This is a genomic window from Rhodococcus sp. IEGM 1341, from assembly GCF_030056895.1.
Classification (GTDB): Bacteria; Actinomycetota; Actinomycetes; order Mycobacteriales; family Mycobacteriaceae; genus Rhodococcoides.
The window spans coordinates 1,022,586-1,039,543 of sequence record NZ_JASHKV010000001.1; the positions used below are offsets into that span (position 1 = coordinate 1,022,586).

Sequence of the window (16,958 nt, forward strand, 5' to 3'; positions counted from 1 at the left end):
GAACCTTCGGTCCCCAGGGGCCGAAGCCTGTCAGGAGGTTCTTCCATGTGTTGCTGTACCGATACGCCCCGTAGCGCTCGACTTCTCGAGCATCATTCGACATTCGATTCGTCTCAGACAGACTCGTCTCAATAAAACGGAGTATCACCAGCCATGACCGATTCCACCCCAGACGTCGTCGACGCCACCGGAGCACCCACCGAGGATCCGTTCACCGACCCCGCAGCCGACTGGAGCTTCGAGACCAAGCAGATCCATTCGGGTCAGACACCGGACGGCACCACCAGGGCCCGTGCGTTGCCCATCTACCAGACCACCTCGTACACGTTCGACAACACCGATCACGCCGCCGCCTTGTTCGGTCTGGCCGAGCCCGGCAACATCTACACCCGGATCATCAACCCGACACAGGATGTCGTCGAGCAGCGCATCGCGGCCCTCGAAGGTGGCGTCGCGGCATTGCTCCTCGCGTCGGGGCAGGCCGCCGAGACGTTCGCGATTCTCAACCTCGCCGAGGCGGGCGACCACATCGTGTCGAGTCCGCGGCTCTACGGCGGCACGTACAACCTGTTCCACTACACGCTCCCCAAGCTGGGTATCACCGTCTCGTTCGTCGACGATCCCGACGACCTCGAGCAGTGGCGTGCCGCGATCACTCCGTCGACCAAGGCGTTCTACGGCGAGTCGATCTCGAACCCCAAGAACGACATCCTCGATATCCCGGGGATTTCGGCAGTGGCCCACGAGAACGGCATCCCGCTGATCGTGGACAACACCGTGGCGACGCCGTACCTGCTGCAGCCGTTGAAGCACGGTGCCGACATCGTGGTTCACTCGGCGACGAAGTACCTCGGCGGACACGGAACAGCAATCGCGGGCGTCATCGTCGACGGTGGCACGTTCGATTGGACGCAGGGCCGTCATCCCAACTTCACCACCGCGGATCCGAGCTACCACGGCGTCGTGTTCGCCGATCTGGGCGCGCCCGCGTTCGCATTGAAGGCACGCGTCCAGCTGCTGCGTGACATCGGTGCTGCAGTCTCGCCGTTCAACGCCTTCCTCATCAGTCAGGGTCTGGAGACGTTGAGCCTTCGGATCGAGCGGCATGTGGCGAATGCGCAGAAGGTCGCTGCCTTCCTCGCCGGTCGCGACGACGTCGTCTCGATCAACTACGCCGGACTCGAATCGTCGCCGTGGTACCAGCGTGGGCAGGAATTGTTGCCGAAGGGGCAGGGCGCGATCATCGCGTTCGAGCTGAAGGGCGGTGTGGACGCGGGCAAGAAGTTCGTCAACGCTCTCACTCTGCACAGCCACGTCGCTAACATCGGAGACGTGCGCTCACTCGTCATCCACCCCGCATCCACCACGCATTCCCAGCTGACTCCGGAGGAGCAACTGGCATCGGGCGTCACTCCCGGCCTGGTCCGTCTCGCCGTGGGCATCGAGGGGATCGACGACATCATCGCCGATCTCGAGGTCGGATTCAGCGCGGCGGCATCTTGAGCAACAGCTGCGACACAGGCGTTCGTCCGGAGGCGGTTCTTCCGTCTCCGGACGGGCGGTTGGGCACCATCGACATCGGTGGTCTCGATCTCGAGAACGGCGAGCGAATCCCCCAGGTGACCGTCGCGGTGCAGCGGTGGGGTGAACTCGCCACCGACCGCAGCAACGTCGTGCTCGTCGAACACGCCCTCACCGGGGACTCGCACGTGTCCGGTCCGCCGGACGACGATCACGCTCTATCCGGGTGGTGGAACGGAATGGTCGGTCCCGGCTGCCCCATCGACACCGACGAGTGGTGCGTCGTGGCAACCAACGTGCTCGGCGGCTGCGGCGGCACCACGGGCCCGAGCAGCGTCTCGCCCGACGGCACCCCCTACGGCTCTCGTTTCCCGGACATCTCCATCCGCGACCAGGTCGCTGCCGAGGCGGCCGTGGCCGACGTCCTCGGAATCGAGCGGTTCGCTGCTGTCGTCGGCGGCTCGATGGGCGGTATGCGCACCCTGGAATGGATCGTGGGACATCCCGACCGAGTGGCGGCGGCGTTGGTCCTCGCGGTCGGTGCCAGGGCGACTGCCGACCAGATCGGCACCCAGACAACACAGATCGCCGCGATCAAAGCCGATCCGGGATGGCTCGGCGGCAACTATCACGACACCGGCACCTCACCGTCGGCCGGACTCGGCATCGCGCGGCGCATCGCGCATCTGACGTACCGGACCGAGAGCGAACTCGACATCAGGTTCGGAAACTCACCGCAGAACGACGAAGACCCGTGGGCCGGTGGCAGGTACTCCGCGCAGAGCTACCTAGAGCATCAGGCTGCCAAGCTCGTCAACCGGTTCGACGCGGCGACGTATGTCCTGCTCAGCGAAGCGATGAACCGACACGACGTAGGCCGTGGCCGCGGCGGAGTGGCCGACGCTCTCGCGTCCACATCTGTCCCGACCATCGTCGGCGGAGTCGACTCCGACCGCCTGTATCCGCTTCGACTGCAGAAGGAGATCGCTCGCGAACTCCCCCAGTGCCGCGGACTCGAAGTGATCCAGTCGCGCGACGGACACGACGGCTTCCTCACCGAGGCCGATTCGGTGGCCAAACTGCTCGCCGAGACGATGGAGCTGGCCCGCCTCGGTCGGCGCTGACTCCGCACTCGTTCACCGGGTGCTCGAGCGCCGAGGTCAGTCGGTTCCCAGCGGATCGATCGACAGCGACAGAAAGACAATGGCTCCGCCGACGCCACCCAGCGCCAACACATCGAACACGCGACTGCGCACTTGCAGTGTGCCGACACGTGTTTCGGGCAGACACAGCCGCAGGACGGCCGCCAGCAGCGCTGCGCATCCGAAGATGAACGCGCCGCGCCGCCAGCGATCGGCCAGCACCAGGATCAGCGCGGCGAGGACGACGACCGAGACTGCGACGATCGGTAGGTTGCGCGCGACTGCCGCACGAAATCCCGGATCGGGCTCGCTTCGCTCGTCCTCTGCATCGTTCACGTCGGGTCCGCTCAGCTCTCGGCGGCGACGCGTTCGGCGCGCTCGACGACATTGGTGAGCAGAAAGGCCCGCGTCAGCGGACCGACACCGCCGGGGTTGGGCGAGAGGAACCCTGCCACCTCCGCGACACCGTCGGCGACATCGCCGCGCAATCCGTCCTCGGTGCGGGTCACCCCGACATCGAGCACAGCAGCACCAGGCTTGACCATGTCCGCAGTGATCAATCCGGGCACTCCGGCAGCGGCGATGACGATGTCCGCACGTGAGACCTCGGCGGCCAGATCACGAGTTCCGGTGTGGCACAAAGTAACTGTCGAGTTCTCCGAACGCCTCGTGAGCAGCAGTCCGATGGGTCGCCCGACCGTCACACCGCGGCCGATGACCACCGCGTGCGCGCCGTCGAGAGCAACGTCGTAGCGGCGCAGCAGATGCACGATCCCGCGAGGTGTGCACGGCAGTGCGGCGTCCTTGCCCAGCACCAGACGGCCGAGGTTGATCGGGTGCAGACCGTCGGCGTCCTTGTCCGGATCGATTCGCTCGAGCGCAGCGTTCTCGTCGAGATGCTTCGGCAACGGCAATTGGACGATGTAGCCGGTGCATTCGGGGTTGGCATTGAGTTCGTCGATGACGGCCTCGAGATCTGCCTGGGTGATGTCCGCGGGTAGGTCGCGACGAATCGACGTGATGCCTACCTTGGCGCAGTCGTTGTGCTTGCCCCGGACGTACGCAGCCGAACCCGGATCGTCGCCCACCAACACGGTCGCCAGACCTGGGGTGATGCCCTTGTCACGCAGCGTTGCCACGCGGGCGGTGAGATCGACGAATATCTCGTCACGGGTCGCTTTGCCATCGAGAATCGTTGCAGTCACCCGGTCATTGTTCCAGGTTCTGCGTCAGCAGCGGCGCACCGGTCCGATCACCGCCGTCAGCCCTCGACTACGAGCCCGTGCGCTCCTGCATATGAAACGGCCTGCATCAGCTCGATCTTCGTATTACGCACGCTCGCGCTGACCCACAGAGATGCGTCGACGACGGCTCCGCGCAGATCTGCCTCGTCGAACTTCGCGTCGACGGTGCGGGCACCGGTGAAATCGACCGAGCGCACCGTGGCCTTGCGGAAGTCTGCGGATACCAGGTTGGCCTCCCGCATTCGGCACCCCGTCAGATCGAGACCACGAAGGTCGGCCCTACCCAATGACGCGAGGGTGAAGTCGACCTCGTCGTACGTCGCGGGACGCATGCGACTGTCGACGAACATCGATCCCATCAGAGTCGAATGACGAAAAGTACTGTGCTGCAAATTGGTCCGAGTGAAAGTGCACGATCGAAATGCGGAGTTCGTGTGAATCGATTCGGTAAGGTCCGTGCCGGTGAAGTCGCATTCGGTGAACACCACCGAGTCGGTTCGGACGCCGCTCATGTCCGCATCGCCAAAGGTGCACCGAACGAACTGCCTACCGGTCCACTCCTGCCCGTCCAGTCGCGTGTCGGAAAAGTCCTCACCGATCGTCTGTTCGTCGTCCACCTGCCCCATACTTCCCGGGCTCGAGATGGCAGAGTGAACCGGGTGTTTCGACTCATGTTCTTCGAGCCCCGCATCCCACAGAACACCGGCAACGCGATTCGCCTGGTCGCCGGCACCGGCTGCGAACTGCACCTGGTGGGTCCGCTCGGCTTCGACATGTCCGAGCCGAAGCTCAAGCGGGCAGGCTTGGACTACCACGACCTGGCGTCGGTGACGGTGCACGATGACCTTCCCTCGGCGTGGGCCGCGCTGGCACCGACTCGCGTGTTCGCCTACACCGCCCACGCGGCCCGGTCCTACGCCGACGTCGCATACGAACCCGGTGACGTCCTCCTGTTCGGACCGGAACCCACTGGATTGCCCGACGACGTTCTGGACGACCCGCACGTGACCGATCGGCTGCGAATCCCGATGATTCCCGGCCGCCGATCGTTGAACCTGGCGAACGCGGCAGCAGTGACGATGTACGAGGCATGGCGCCAGCACGGATACGAAGGCAGCGTCTGACGGGTTGGCGTTCGACCGCGCTCGAACGCCCTAGCTGTCGGAGCGCGCTCTGACCGAAGGTGCGTTGGGCGCGGGCGAGACCGTGGTCGCGTCGGATCGTGAGTTCAGGTCTTCGACCATCGACGTAGACGGCCAGCATCTTCGGCCTCGGAGGTGAAACTGATTGTGAGCGTCGACAAATCGATCCGGTACGCGAGGTAGTTCTTCTGTGACACCGACCTGTCGAGTTCGCCCTGTCGGCTCGACTGCGCCGATTCCACCTCGATGAGTTCGGCAGTATTCGACGCGGCCGCGGTCGGATCGTCGGCGATCAGCGAGAGCCGTCCGGTAACGATTTCCTTGCATTCGATCGGCGCCGGGGCCCGCTGCCGGGCGGAGTCGACTGCCATCTCGTGCGCGAGCGCCGGCCCTGCCAGAGAAGTCGAACAGTCAAGTGGTGGAGGCACATTCGATGGATCGGAAGCGGAGCACAACAGCAACACGAACGCGCATCCGGGTACCGCGACCGCTGCAGTCAGGGTGCGGGGAACCGGACTTCTACGACGATTCATCCCCGGACGCCAGCGGCACCGTTACACAAACCTCACCGGCTTGCTGCCATGGACTCGCAGGGCGGGGTACCGTGTGCCGCACCGGCCCGTTTCGCTCGTGAAGGAGCTTTCTTTTGTTCTCTGTTTCCCTCCCCCGTCTCTCGTCCTCCAACTCCTCCTCCGCGCGCACGTCCAGTCGGTTCGGTAGTCGAATTGCCCGCACCGCAGCAATATTCGCCATGGGCTCGGGATTGACGGTTGCAGCCCTGTCGGGCACGGCCACTGCGTCGGCAGCCCCCGTCAACTGCGTGTCTCCGCCCTCGGCCAACGACATCCAGGTCGACGACACCGCGAGCTGCGGAGCAACCTCGAACGGAACCGGACGGGCCACCGCAGGTGCTGCCGACAGCGGCACCGCAGTCAGCGTCAACGACGGCCCGGGCTCGACGACCACCTACGCCAACGGATACGGCGTCGCCCTCGGAGCGAGCAAGAATGCAGGGACGGCGTACTCACTGGCACTCGGCGGCGGAATCGCTCACTCGTGGGCAGACGCCGGACAGACGACTCTCGCTGTCGCCGGGTGGGGATCCGGCGCTACCTCCGAGGCTCAGGGCGTCGATTGCGTCGGCCCCTTGTCACTGGCACTGAACCTCACCAGCGGCCAGTTCTGCGTCCTCGGTAGCTGATCGCCCGGTTGCAGGCACAAATCCGGTCTACGGAGCCGATTACCCCGACACGAACTCGTCGAGGTAATCGGCTCCTCCTACATACACGGTGTGACCGGACTTCTCGATCGGCGTGACAACTGCCGCCGCCACAGCTGCAGCGAACTCGGCAACGGTCGGGAGCGCACCGTGCGCGGCGCGGGCGGCGACCGCATCGGGGTTTCGTCGCTCCAGCAGTGTCACCACGATGGTGCCCTCGATCATGCCACCGGACACGACGACCAAGTCGATTCCCCGAGAATTCATTTCGGGAATCATGTCGCGCAAGGCGTCCTCTCCTGCTCGCTTGCTCACAGCGATAGGCTCGTACTCGACGGGAACGGGCCTCCTGCCGTGAAAATGCGCCTGATGACTGGTGAGGAAGACGATTCGTGAGCCGGGTTTCATTCGGCCGGCGACCGATCGCGCCACCGTCACTTGCGCGTCGCGATTGATGCTCATGGCGTAGCCAGGATCTGCACCGAGCTCGAGCCCACCAGACGCATTGAGAACCAGAACGTCGATTGTGCCGAATTCGGCTTCGACAACGTTCAGCATCGCTTCGACTGCTTCGGGGTCGGTGACGTCGGCACCGACGGCGAGAGCGCGCCCTCCACCTTCTTCGATCGAGTGCACAACAGCATCGGCTCTGCGCTTCTTCTCGCGAAAGTTCACCGCAACCGCAGCCCCTTGGGCACCCAGTTGCACCGCCGTTTCCGCTCCGATACCTCGGGACGCACCGGTGATCAACACAGATTTCCCTGACGCACGATGCTCCATCGACACCCTCCGCTTCGATTTTCGAACTACTTCGATTTTCGAACTACTATGATCGAGCGCGATGGAAATGGCAAACGCACCCCGACAATCGATGATGGCCGTGCTCGATCTCCTGGGACAGCGATGGAACTTACGCATCCTCTGGGAGCTGCGGAGCGGCCCGCTCGGCTTCCTCGAACTCAGACGACGCACCGACGACATCTCGTCCAGCGTGCTGGCCACGCGACTGCGCACCCTCGTCGACGCGCGAGTATTGATCAAGGACTCGGACGGCTCCTATTGCCTCACAGAACTCGGTGATGAGTTGGGGCCGGCACTCGAACCACTCTGGCAATGGGCGCAACGATGGAACGAGGGCACCGACTCGGCAGATCACCGCCCCTGACCAGCCAAGCCAGTCCCCTGAAGCGCCTTTCCGTTCTTGTCGGTGGGTCGAGATAGTCTGCTTTCAGTTCGAACGCACGTTCTGAAATGTTGCTCACCGGGGGGGGTGAAAAAATTGGGTGCAGTACCGACGGTGTCACTGGAGGCGTTGACCGCTGCCGCGCGTGAGGAGAATCGGCAGGCGGCCCGCAAGATCACCGCCTGCTATCGCGTGCACTGCGACTGGATCACCCGCGACACCAAACACAAGCACTACAGCCGATACGGACGCACCGAAATGTCAGTGGCGTTGGGCTGCTCCGCGACCGTCGCCGAAGCGTATGTGTCCGTCGGCGTTGCCCTGCACACCCGGATGCCGCTGCTACGGGCAGCATTCGAGACCGGCGAGATAGACCTTCCCCGCGTACGGACGGTATGCCGGATCCTCGACAATCTCTCCGACGACATCGTCACCCGCGTCGAAGCCGAGATCGTCGAAGCGGCGCGGAGATCGTCCCCGGGCCCGCTCGAACAGGCGATCTGGGACATCCTGCTGCGCGTCGCACCCGAGGAAGCGGCAGCGTTGCGGGAGTTCGCGAAGAAATTCCGCACCGTCACCTACAGCCCCGCCGGCGAACTCGCCCGCATCCGAGCCGAGCTGACCGCCCCCGAAGCCGCCGCCGCATGGCAACTCCTCGAAGAGATGGCCGACACCCTCTGCCCGAAAGACCCGCGCGGGAAGAAAGAACGCCTGTGCGATGCATTCATGGCCCGCATGCACGGCGAACCCCGACTGGCATGCCTGTGCCAACGCACCGACTGCCCCAAAACCGAGGCGACATTGCCGGATCGGCGGGTGCCGCTCACGATGATCACCGTCGACATCGCCACCCTCATCGGGCTACTCGCCAACCCGGCCTATCTGGCCGGGCACGGTTCCATCGACCCCGACCTCGCACGAGAATTGGCACGCAACAGTCACTGGCAGATCCTGCTCACCGAAGCAGTGACCCTCGCCGAGAAACTCGGGCTCGCTGTACAGAACCCAGACACCGGGGAATGGGAACGAACACCGAAAAACCCCACGCCGGAAACAGAAGAAGATACGGATCCGCCGACGAACACCGACCCGGCAGCATCAACGGCATCGGCAGCAAGCAGGACCGAGACTCGCACAGACACAGCATCGGCAACGGACTCCGAGACCGGATGCGGCACTTCCACCGATACCGATGCGACCACTGCACCGGAAACGGAACCGGCGAACGAATCCGCCGCAAGCAATGACCCCGCCACCGAATCAACCACCGCACCATCACCCACCCCAGCTTCTTCGCCGACAAGCGTGACGGCAACGACCACCTCGCCCTCGCCGACAAGCGTGACGGCAACGGCCACTGCGCCAGCACCGGCGACAGCAACGGACTCGGCCTCCGGCCCGGGGACAAATCCCGGCCGTGGCTCCGATGCAGCACAAGTACCTGCGCCGATTGCGGAGACGGCACCCAACGTTGCGTCCGATACACGTTCAGCTGCAACACAACACGAACGGTCCGACACCGCAACGGCGGCACCGACGGATGAAACTTCACCAGCAATGGAGGACGGACCATCGAGTCCGAGCGCTGACACATCCCCACACACAGCTGACAGCCGCGACAACCAGCGTCGCCCGCAATCGCTGACCTCCGCTGCAGCCCTGTTCTGCACCCACACCCCCATCGGCCGGGGCACACGGCACAGCTCTGCCCTCGACCTGGACGACATCAGACATCCTGCCCGCAACACGAGAGCACTCGACCTGCGCTCGGCAATCCGGCTGAACAACCCGACGACCCCCACAGGCCACACACCCGCACACCGCACGTCCTCAGGCCTCTACCTCGGCAGTGCGTCCCTCGCCGCAGCACTCGAAGCCGCCATCGCCGCCGACCCCACCCTCGGCACATCCGTCCCACGCGACCCGTTCACCGACCGCGCCCTGATCTACCGACCCGACGCCCTCACCACCGCAGCCGTCCGACTACGCGACAAACACTGCCGCTTCCCCGGCTGCCACCGACCCGCCGCACGCTGCCAACTCGACCACATCGTGGCCTCCGACCACGCCAACCCACGCGGCGGCGGCTGGACCACCGTCAACAACCTCCAATGCCTCTGCGACTACCACCACTCCGTCAAAACCGCCGGCTACTGGACAGCCGTCATGCTCCCCGGCGGAGCCATCCTCTGGACATCGACATCCAAGACCACCCGAATCACCCTGCCCACCAACGCAACATCCGTACCCATCCTCGGCAACGACCTCAGACCACACATCCCCACCACACCGAAACGATCCAGCCACATCGCCTACCCCAACCCACCCGACAACCACGTCCCCGAAACAGAACCCCCAGCCGAAGACACCGACACCGACACCCCGCCCTTCTGAAGATCGGAGTTTCACGGAAGTACGGCGAACCCATGCCGCGCGTGCACCAGGGTCGGGAAGCCGAACCCCGCTGCACGAACCCGCTCGGACCCGACCGTTGCCGAACGTCGACGTCGGCCCACGCGGCCTGCAGAGTGGCCCTCGCTGATCGACCGGCATACTCGAGAAATGAGCAATTCACGTGCAACCGCTCGCCCCAGAGCACTGACGTTGCACGGCCGCATCCGAGTGTTGACGATGAGCGTGGCAGCCCTGGCGGTCGCAGTGAGTGCTCTCGCGATCTATCTCGTCGCGGAGCAGGCCCTCCGCTCACAGATCGCGGACCGCGTGGAACGCAACAGCGACGCCATTATTGCCAGCGCGGCAACGGGGGTTCCGGCCAATCTGCTCGGCTTCGCCATCGGAGACACCGAGGGCACCGCGGTGAAGGTCGCCTTCGCGACGACTGACGGCGCATTGGTGACGTCGACGAACGGCTCCGAGCCGTTCACCAATTCCGACGGCGTGCTGGACGCCGCGGAAAGATCGGTCATCGACGGCGACACCGATCAGTCCCTGCGCGAGGCGCGGGGCTACTACATTTCGGCCAAGCGCACCGACACAGGCGAAACGATCCTGGTGGCCGAATCGCTCAGCGCGGCGTCACCGCTACTCGGCAAACTCACGCTGGCTCTCGTACTCGTCGGGGCGTTTCTCGTCGCACTGGCAGGTGTCGCTGGCGCGGCCGTGGCACGCACCGGACTCCGCCCGGTCAGGCGACTGCGGGCCGGTACCGAACGTGTTGCCCGCACGGGAGCTTTCGAGCCCATCGACGTCAACGGGGACGACGAACTGGCATCACTTGCCAACAGTTTCAATGAAATGCTGGCCTCCCTGTCTCGTTCACGAGCGCGGCAGGGCCAGCTGATCATCGATGCCGGCGCGGAACTGATGGAGCCGCTGACAGCATTACGCACCAACATCGATCTACTGATGTCACTCGACCGGCCGGATACTCCGGATATGCCGGAGGACCAGCAGGACCGATTGCGCGTCGAAGTCATCGCTCAGATGGACGTCATCATCGGGCTGGTGCACGACTTGGTCGACCATGCCCGGGAGCCCTCGCCGACCCCTCGGTGACGACCGAGAACTTTCAGGACGAGAGCCGCACGCCGGTCAGGTGTTCCGAGGCGTCCCAGAGGCGACGCGCATCGTCCATCCTGCGCATCGGCTTCCACATGCCGACCTCGGTCGGTGGCCCGCCGATGACTCGCTTGGGGCCGAAGAACTGATCCCCACCTGCGTCGCTACCAGCGGCCGCAACCAATCCCGGCTGCGCTGCGCTGTCCACAGTGCCGGCAATGCCGAGGCGGGCAAGAACGCCGATCAATCGTCGGCCGGCAGAATCCTTCGGTCGCCCCAATCCCGGTTGTGCCGCAAGCAGATTGGTCGGCGAAATCCCCGGGTGAGCGATATTGCTGGTGATTCCCCAGCCGCCTGCCCTACTACGAACCTCGAGTTCACGTGCGAACAGAGCCACCGCGAGCTTGGATTGGCTGTAGGCCTTCATGACGTCGTAGGAACGGTCCCAATTGAGGTCGTCCCAATTGATGGTCGCCGATCGCGCCGCGATGCTCGTCTGATGGGTGACCCGCGCACCACCCTTCCGCAGCAGCGGCAGCAGACCGAGGGTGAGCGCGAAATGGCCGAGGTGATTGGTACCGAACTGCAGCTCGAACCCATCCCGGGTGACCTGACGCTCGGGCGGCTGCATGACGCCGGCGTTGTTGACGAGAATGTCGATCGACCGGCCTTCCGAGACGAGTTCGCTCGCCAACGCTGCCACCGAGTTCAGTGACGACAGATCCAACGTGCGGGTGCTGATCTGTGCGCCGGGTACTGCAGTCCGGATCGACTTCGCAGCACGCTCCCCCTTGGCGGCGGAGCGGACCGGCATGACGACCTCGGCTCCGGAGCGGGCGAGTTGCGTGGCGATGACCGTTCCGATCCCGTCGCTTGCTCCCGTGACGACGGCAATCTTCCCCGTCAGATCGGGAAGTGAGGTGTGTGTTTCGCGGCCCATGACAAGCTCCTGTGCTGGTGTCGATCTGCGGATTCGATCTGCAGAACCCATGTTCGACGATCACTCCGAGCTCATCCAGGACTTCCCGATCCACTGATACGGCCGAGCCCGTGGATCACGTCAGGACAGAACCTGGGTTCCCACCACCGCGAGCAGCTCCAACTTGGCGTAGCTTTCACTGCCGGGGACTGCCGTGTACACCAGCAGACGATGCGCTTGCTCGGGGTCCAGAAGGGTCTGACAGTTCAGCTCCAGCAGGCCGACCGTCGGGTGCAGAAATCGCTTGAAATCGGGCGGGCGAACCCCCACTTCGCGTTTCGCCCACAGGGTTCGAAATTCCTCGCTGACCTCGAGTAGCTCTGTGGACAGCTGCGCAGCTGTCGATTCGGGTCCGCGAAGAGTGACGATTTCGCGCAGACCCGACGCGTACACCCGAGACAGCGCGGCACGCTCCTCGGGCGGATACGACTGCCGGGCCTCGGGGTCGGTGAACCAGCGATACCCCAGACTTCGCTCGGGGCCGGTGCGCTGCGAGGCATCGCCGGTCAGTGCCGCACCCAGCGGCGTCTGACGGAGCGTCTCTCCGAGTTCGGACACGATCTCGGCGGGCGTGTCGTTCAGTCGATCCAGAATGCGCAATAGTCCTGGGCTGATGTGGTCGCTCGACGACCCGCGCACGGGAGGATTGTGCCCGGCGAGCCGGAACACGTGATCACGCTCGCCGAGCGACAGATGCAATCCCTGGGCGATGGAGGCGATCATCTGAGTCGACGGGGCAGGTCCGCTGGCCCGTTCGAGTCGTGCGTAATAGTCGGTCGACATGTGGCACAGCTCTGCGACCTCCTCACGGCGAAGGCCTTGCGTGCGTCTGCGCTGACCCCGTGGCAGACCGACGTCCTCCGGCTGCAACGACTGCCGTCGCTGCCGGAGAAACGCTGCCAATTCCGGTCGATCGATCACGTCGGTTCCTTCTTTCCCGTGCGTGCGCATCGCGTCTGCAGTGCATTGTGCCTGCTGCGCGATGGTTATTGTCGAGAGATGAATGCTCCCTTGACCGTCGTCACCGGCGGTAGTCGCGGAATCGGCGCGGCGGTGTCCAGGCGGCTGGTGGCCGACGGGCACGATGTGGTGATCGGCTATCGCTCCGACGCCACTGCCGCGGAAGCGTTGGCCGCCGAATTGTCGACCGACGGCCGAACGGTGATTGCCGTGCAAGCCGATACCACCGACGAGCAGGCGGTGATCGATCTGTTCACCGCAGCCGCCGAGATGGGCACCGTCACCGGTCTGGTGAACAACGCCGGTTCGGCGCGCGCCGTGGGGGCGTTGGTGGACAACGACATCGAGACCATCAGAGCGGATCTCGACGTCAACCTGGTCGGGGTACTCACCTGCTGCAAGTCCGCGATCGCGGCGATGGCCGAATCAGGTGGCTCTATCGTCAACATCTCCTCCGCCGCCGCGACACTGGGCAGTCCGGGCATGTACGTCCACTACGCGGCAGCCAAGGCCGCCGTCGATGCACTGACGGTCGGACTGTCGAAAGAAGTTGCTGCGCAGAACATCCGCGTCAACGCAGTGGCACCCGGGATCATCGAGACCGACTTCCACCGAGATCGAGATCGGCCACAGAAGATGGCGTCGAGCATTCCCCTCGGTCGCCCCGGCGTGCCGGACGAGATCGCCGGTGCGGTGTCGTGGTTGTTGTCCGAGGATGCGAGATACGCGACCGGAACCGTCATCAGGGTGGCCGGCGGAATGTGAATACGTCGACGCCTCTATCGAGGGGCGATGCGGTGCAGCTCCACATCCGTCAGCGCACCACCTTCGGCCGTGGCCGTCATGTACGTACAGAACGGTTGCCGACGCCGATCCGTCGGCGATCCCGGGTTGAGCAGCCGTAGGCCGTTGTCCGCGAACGTGTCCCACGGTATGTGACTGTGGCCGAACACGAGCACGTCCGTCTCCGGGTACGCCGCAGCCATTCGTCGTTCACGTCCCGTCGCGGCACCGGTCTCGTGCACCACGCTGAATCGGACTCCGCCGAGCACGACGTCGGCGCGTTCGGGCATCAGAGCCCGCAACTCTTCGCCGTCGTTGTTGCCCCAGCACGCAACCAGTCGACGCGACCGCTGTGAGAGTTGCTCGAACGCAGCCAGGTTCACCCAGTCGCCTGCATGGATCACCACATCGGCGTCGTCCACAGCCGACCACACCTCGGCGGGGAGATCGCGGGCGCGCTTCGGGAGATGAGTGTCGGCAATCAGCAGCAACTTCACCACTCGATTGTGCACGTCGCCGATCCACTACCGCACATAGACCGCAGTGCGGTGCCCCTCGACGACGTGGACGCGAACGGGGGTATCGAACACCTCGGTCAGCACGTCGTCCTGCATCATCTCCTCGGCGGTACCCGTGTTCACGATGCCGCCGTCGCGCATCGCGACGATGCTGTCGGAGTAGGCAGCTGCGAAGTTGATGTCGTGCACTACGAGCACGATCGTCTTGCCCAGTTCGTCTGCAGCACGACGTAATTGCCTCATCATCAACACCGAATGCTTGAGATCGAGATTGTTCAGAGGCTCGTCGAGCAGAAGATATTCGGTATCCTGAGCCAGCACCATCGCCACGAACGCTCGTTGCCGCTGCCCACCGGAGAGTTGATCCAGAAATCGCCCTTCGAGGGCCTTCAGGTTCAAGAATTCCAAGGCGTCGTCGACGTGCGCCTCGTCCTCGGGACCGAGCTTGCCCTTCGAGTGCGGGAACCGGCCGAACCCGACCAGCTCACGGACCGTCAACCGCGCGGTGATGTGGTTCTCTTGACGCAGGATCGACAGGTGCTTGGCGAGTTCCCGAGACTTCGTGACGCGAACATCCATCCCGCCCACGGTGATCGTGCCCGAGGTCGGATCGAGCAATCGCCCGATGATCGTCAACAAGGTGGATTTTCCTGCACCGTTCGGCCCGACGAGCGAGGTGATCCCGCCTTCGGCAATGGCACCGGTGACAGGACCGAGGACGACCACGTCCTGATAGGACTTGGTCACATCACGAAAGTCGATCACAGCGTGCCCCTACGAAGAATCATGATCAAGAACAGGATGCCACCGGCGAATTCGATGATGACAGTGAGGAATCCGCCGGCGTAGAAGATGTGCTGCATGACGAACTGCCCGAGCAACAACGTCAGGAAGCCCAGCAGGAACACCATCGGGAGGACGTAGATGTGCTTGTAGCTGCCGGTGACCTGGTAGGCCAGCGTCGCCACGATGAAACCGAAGAACGTCATCGGTCCCACGAGCGCCGTCGAGAACGCCACCAGTAGAGCGATCAACATCAGCATCGACGTCAGTTCGCGCTTGTACGACACCCCGATCCCCATGGCTGCCTCCCGCCCGAGCAGCAGTGCGTCCAGGTGGTGTCGTCGCTTCCACAGCACGATTCCGGCGAACAGGCACACCCCGAACGCCAACGGCAGGTAGTCCCCCTTCACCGCGCTCAGTCGGCCGAACAGCTCGACCGAGAGCATGTCGTATTCGGTGGGTGAGAGCAGGCGTTGCAGAAACGTCGAGATACTGTCGAACGCCAACCCGAGCACGACGCCGACCAGCAGCATCAGGAACAGGCTGCCGAGCTTTCCGGAGAACAGCCAGCCGTACAGCACGGTGGCCAGTGCCACCATCAATGCCGTCTGTGCCAACAGCTTCGGGATCCCTTCGGTGTCGGCGATGACGGTGCCGCCGAAGACGAACACCATCAGTGTCTGCATCAGCGTGTAGAGCGAATCGAACCCGATGATGGACGGTGTCAGAATGCGGTTGTCGGTGACGGTATGAAAGACCACCGTGCCGAGGCCGTGCGTGAACGCCGCAACGGCCATGGCTCCCACCATGTTCAGCCGCCGAGGGAACGCGAATGCGAACGATCCGCGCACGAACAGGAACAGAAAGCACACGATGGCGATCGCCACGATCACCGAGAGCACCGCCAACCGCATCCTCGGAGTGAAGCGCGAGGCCTTGGGTCCGTCCAGAACCGGGCCGGCGATGCGCGGGGCCACTCGGGAACTAAGCACTGACATACCGGCGCTGCCTCACGATCAGAACGACGAACACGACTGCCCCCAGAACTCCGAGAACGACCGATGCGGGAATTTCCATGGGTGCCACAACTGTTCGACCGACGAGATCGCATGCCAGCAGCAGACCGGCGCCGACGAGCGCCACCCAGGGGAGGTTCTTGCGAACGTCGTCGCCGAGCATCATCGACACCAGGTTGGGCACGATGAGTCCGAGAAACGGAATGAACCCGACGACGACCGTGGTGACGCCGGTCGCCACGGCAACCATGGCGACTCCGACCAGAACGATCTGCTCGTACCTGATACCGACGTTGGTCGCGAGCTCCTTACCGAGCCCGGCAACTGTGAAGCGATGCGCCAGCAGGTATGCCAGCACCGCAATGACGATCACCGCCCACATCGGTTCGTAGAACCCGCGCACGATGCCACTGAACCCTCCGGACCGCCAGGCCGACATCGCCTGCAGCAGATCGAAAGTCCCGGCGAGGAACGTGGTGACGGCCCCGACGACGGCCCCGAGCATGATGCCGACGAGCGGCACCACCAACGTCGTCCGGACCGACAGTCGCCGGAGCACGCCGACGAACAGCAGCGTGCCGACCAGAGCGAACACCGTGGCGATGAGCATCTTGGTCATCGGCGGGGCGTCGGGCAACACGATCAATGTGGCCAGAACGCCGAGGCCGGCCCACTGCGCCGTACCGGCGGTGGTGGGCTCGACGAACTTGTTCTGGGTGATCATCTGCATGATCACCCCTGAGATGCTCATGGCCATGGCTGCGAAGATCAACGCCAGCGTGCGCGGAACCCGCGAGATCAGGAACATGTTTCTGGCCGCGGGATCGTCGACCATCGAGGCGACGGTGATGTCGTATCCACCGACGAGTAGCGACGCGACGGTCAACAGCGTCACGACCACCACGATCGCGGCAAGCAGGAGTCTCTTGTTCGTCATGTCGGCAATGCG

General features: G+C 64.2%; 19 protein-coding genes. 8 read left to right on the plus strand and 11 right to left on the minus strand.

Annotated elements, in window-relative coordinates; all coding sequences use genetic code 11:
- The first annotated feature begins 153 nt into the window (after positions 1-153).
- Both QM615_RS04610 and metX read left to right on the plus strand, forming a co-directional pair.
- Positions 154-1,503 carry a bifunctional o-acetylhomoserine/o-acetylserine sulfhydrylase gene (locus QM615_RS04610; protein WP_082323496.1) on the plus strand — a complete coding sequence of 450 codons (1,350 nt, stop codon included), beginning with the start codon at positions 154-156 and terminating at the stop codon, positions 1,501-1,503.
- Positions 1,497-2,645: a homoserine O-acetyltransferase MetX gene (gene metX, locus QM615_RS04615; RefSeq protein WP_410482226.1), complete on the plus strand. Its 1,149-nt coding sequence runs from the start codon at positions 1,497-1,499 to the stop codon at positions 2,643-2,645. The genes QM615_RS04610 and metX overlap by 7 nt, the downstream gene beginning before the upstream one ends.
- 36 nt (positions 2,646-2,681) lie before the next feature.
- Here the strand turns inward: metX and QM615_RS04620 are convergent, their stop codons facing one another.
- The 3 genes from QM615_RS04620 to QM615_RS04630 are packed head-to-tail and all read right to left on the minus strand — an operon-like array spanning position 2,682 to position 4,533.
- Positions 2,682-2,999 (minus strand): DUF3017 domain-containing protein, encoded by a 318-nt coding sequence (locus tag QM615_RS04620; protein WP_068051743.1) that lies wholly within the window; start codon positions 2,997-2,999, stop codon positions 2,682-2,684.
- Positions 3,000-3,010: 11 nt separating this feature from the next.
- Complete coding sequence (locus tag QM615_RS04625) at positions 3,011-3,868, minus strand: bifunctional methylenetetrahydrofolate dehydrogenase/methenyltetrahydrofolate cyclohydrolase (protein WP_149405382.1); 858 nt, start codon at positions 3,866-3,868, stop codon at positions 3,011-3,013.
- Positions 3,869-3,924: 56 nt separating this feature from the next.
- Positions 3,925-4,533: a pentapeptide repeat-containing protein gene (locus tag QM615_RS04630; protein ID WP_149405381.1), complete on the minus strand. Its 609-nt coding sequence runs from the start codon at positions 4,531-4,533 to the stop codon at positions 3,925-3,927.
- A 33-nt stretch (positions 4,534-4,566) separates the two neighbouring features.
- Between QM615_RS04630 and QM615_RS04635 the strand changes: the two genes are divergently transcribed.
- Entirely contained in the window at positions 4,567-5,031 is a 465-nt protein-coding gene (locus tag QM615_RS04635) for a tRNA (cytidine(34)-2'-O)-methyltransferase (RefSeq protein ID WP_188078563.1), read from the plus strand.
- A gap of 104 nt (positions 5,032-5,135) precedes the next feature.
- On the opposite strand, the gene QM615_RS04640 is transcribed toward QM615_RS04635, so the two are convergent.
- Positions 5,136-5,420 carry a DUF4349 domain-containing protein gene (locus QM615_RS04640; RefSeq protein ID WP_188078562.1) on the minus strand — a complete coding sequence of 95 codons (285 nt, stop codon included), beginning with the start codon at positions 5,418-5,420 and terminating at the stop codon, positions 5,136-5,138.
- 275 nt (positions 5,421-5,695) lie between these two features.
- On the opposite strand from QM615_RS04640, the gene QM615_RS04645 reads away from it, so the two are divergent.
- Positions 5,696-6,250, plus strand: a complete 555-nt coding sequence (locus QM615_RS04645) for a DUF6764 family protein (RefSeq protein WP_188078561.1) — start codon at positions 5,696-5,698, stop codon at positions 6,248-6,250.
- A gap of 39 nt (positions 6,251-6,289) precedes the next feature.
- On the opposite strand, the gene QM615_RS04650 is transcribed toward QM615_RS04645, so the two are convergent.
- Complete coding sequence (locus QM615_RS04650; protein ID WP_149405378.1) at positions 6,290-7,048, minus strand: SDR family oxidoreductase; 759 nt, start codon at positions 7,046-7,048, stop codon at positions 6,290-6,292.
- A gap of 61 nt (positions 7,049-7,109) precedes the next feature.
- Here QM615_RS04650 and QM615_RS04655 point away from each other — a divergent pair, with 61 nt between their 5' ends.
- The 3 genes from QM615_RS04655 (at position 7,110) to QM615_RS04665 (ending at position 10,967) form a co-directional block, all read left to right on the plus strand.
- A complete protein-coding gene (locus QM615_RS04655) occupies positions 7,110-7,433 on the plus strand; it encodes a winged helix-turn-helix transcriptional regulator (RefSeq protein WP_262498291.1) in 324 nt (107 codons plus the stop codon).
- A gap of 114 nt (positions 7,434-7,547) precedes the next feature.
- On the plus strand, positions 7,548-9,845 hold the full coding sequence (locus QM615_RS04660; protein WP_188078560.1) for an HNH endonuclease signature motif containing protein: 2,298 nt from the start codon (positions 7,548-7,550) through the stop codon (positions 9,843-9,845).
- A 168-nt stretch (positions 9,846-10,013) separates the two neighbouring features.
- Complete coding sequence (locus QM615_RS04665; protein ID WP_283347108.1) at positions 10,014-10,967, plus strand: methyl-accepting chemotaxis protein; 954 nt, start codon at positions 10,014-10,016, stop codon at positions 10,965-10,967.
- A gap of 13 nt (positions 10,968-10,980) precedes the next feature.
- On the opposite strand, the gene QM615_RS04670 is transcribed toward QM615_RS04665, so the two are convergent.
- Together QM615_RS04670 and QM615_RS04675 are read right to left on the minus strand one after the other, a co-directional pair.
- Positions 10,981-11,910, minus strand: a complete 930-nt coding sequence (locus QM615_RS04670; RefSeq protein ID WP_283347109.1) for an SDR family oxidoreductase — start codon at positions 11,908-11,910, stop codon at positions 10,981-10,983.
- A gap of 120 nt (positions 11,911-12,030) precedes the next feature.
- Entirely contained in the window at positions 12,031-12,870 is an 840-nt protein-coding gene (locus tag QM615_RS04675) for a helix-turn-helix transcriptional regulator (protein ID WP_283347110.1), read from the minus strand.
- 78 nt (positions 12,871-12,948) lie between these two features.
- On the opposite strand from QM615_RS04675, the gene QM615_RS04680 reads away from it, so the two are divergent.
- On the plus strand, positions 12,949-13,674 hold the full coding sequence (locus QM615_RS04680) for an SDR family NAD(P)-dependent oxidoreductase (protein ID WP_283347111.1): 726 nt from the start codon (positions 12,949-12,951) through the stop codon (positions 13,672-13,674).
- Positions 13,675-13,688: 14 nt separating this feature from the next.
- Here the strand turns inward: QM615_RS04680 and QM615_RS04685 are convergent, their stop codons facing one another.
- From QM615_RS04685 to QM615_RS04700, 4 genes are read right to left on the minus strand one after another with little or no spacing between them, the layout of a single operon-like run.
- Positions 13,689-14,189, minus strand: a complete 501-nt coding sequence (locus QM615_RS04685; protein ID WP_094639167.1) for a metallophosphoesterase family protein — start codon at positions 14,187-14,189, stop codon at positions 13,689-13,691.
- A 27-nt stretch (positions 14,190-14,216) separates the two neighbouring features.
- Positions 14,217-14,975: an iron ABC transporter ATP-binding protein gene (locus QM615_RS04690; protein ID WP_283347112.1), complete on the minus strand. Its 759-nt coding sequence runs from the start codon at positions 14,973-14,975 to the stop codon at positions 14,217-14,219.
- Complete coding sequence (locus tag QM615_RS04695) at positions 14,972-15,991, minus strand: iron chelate uptake ABC transporter family permease subunit (protein WP_283347113.1); 1,020 nt, start codon at positions 15,989-15,991, stop codon at positions 14,972-14,974. The genes QM615_RS04690 and QM615_RS04695 overlap by 4 nt, the downstream gene beginning before the upstream one ends.
- The gene (locus tag QM615_RS04700; protein ID WP_269594439.1) at positions 15,978-16,946 is read right to left on the minus strand and encodes an ABC transporter permease; all 969 of its coding nucleotides are present in this window, start codon (positions 16,944-16,946) and stop codon (positions 15,978-15,980) included. The genes QM615_RS04695 and QM615_RS04700 overlap by 14 nt, the downstream gene beginning before the upstream one ends.
- Positions 16,947-16,958: the final 12 nt, after the last annotated feature.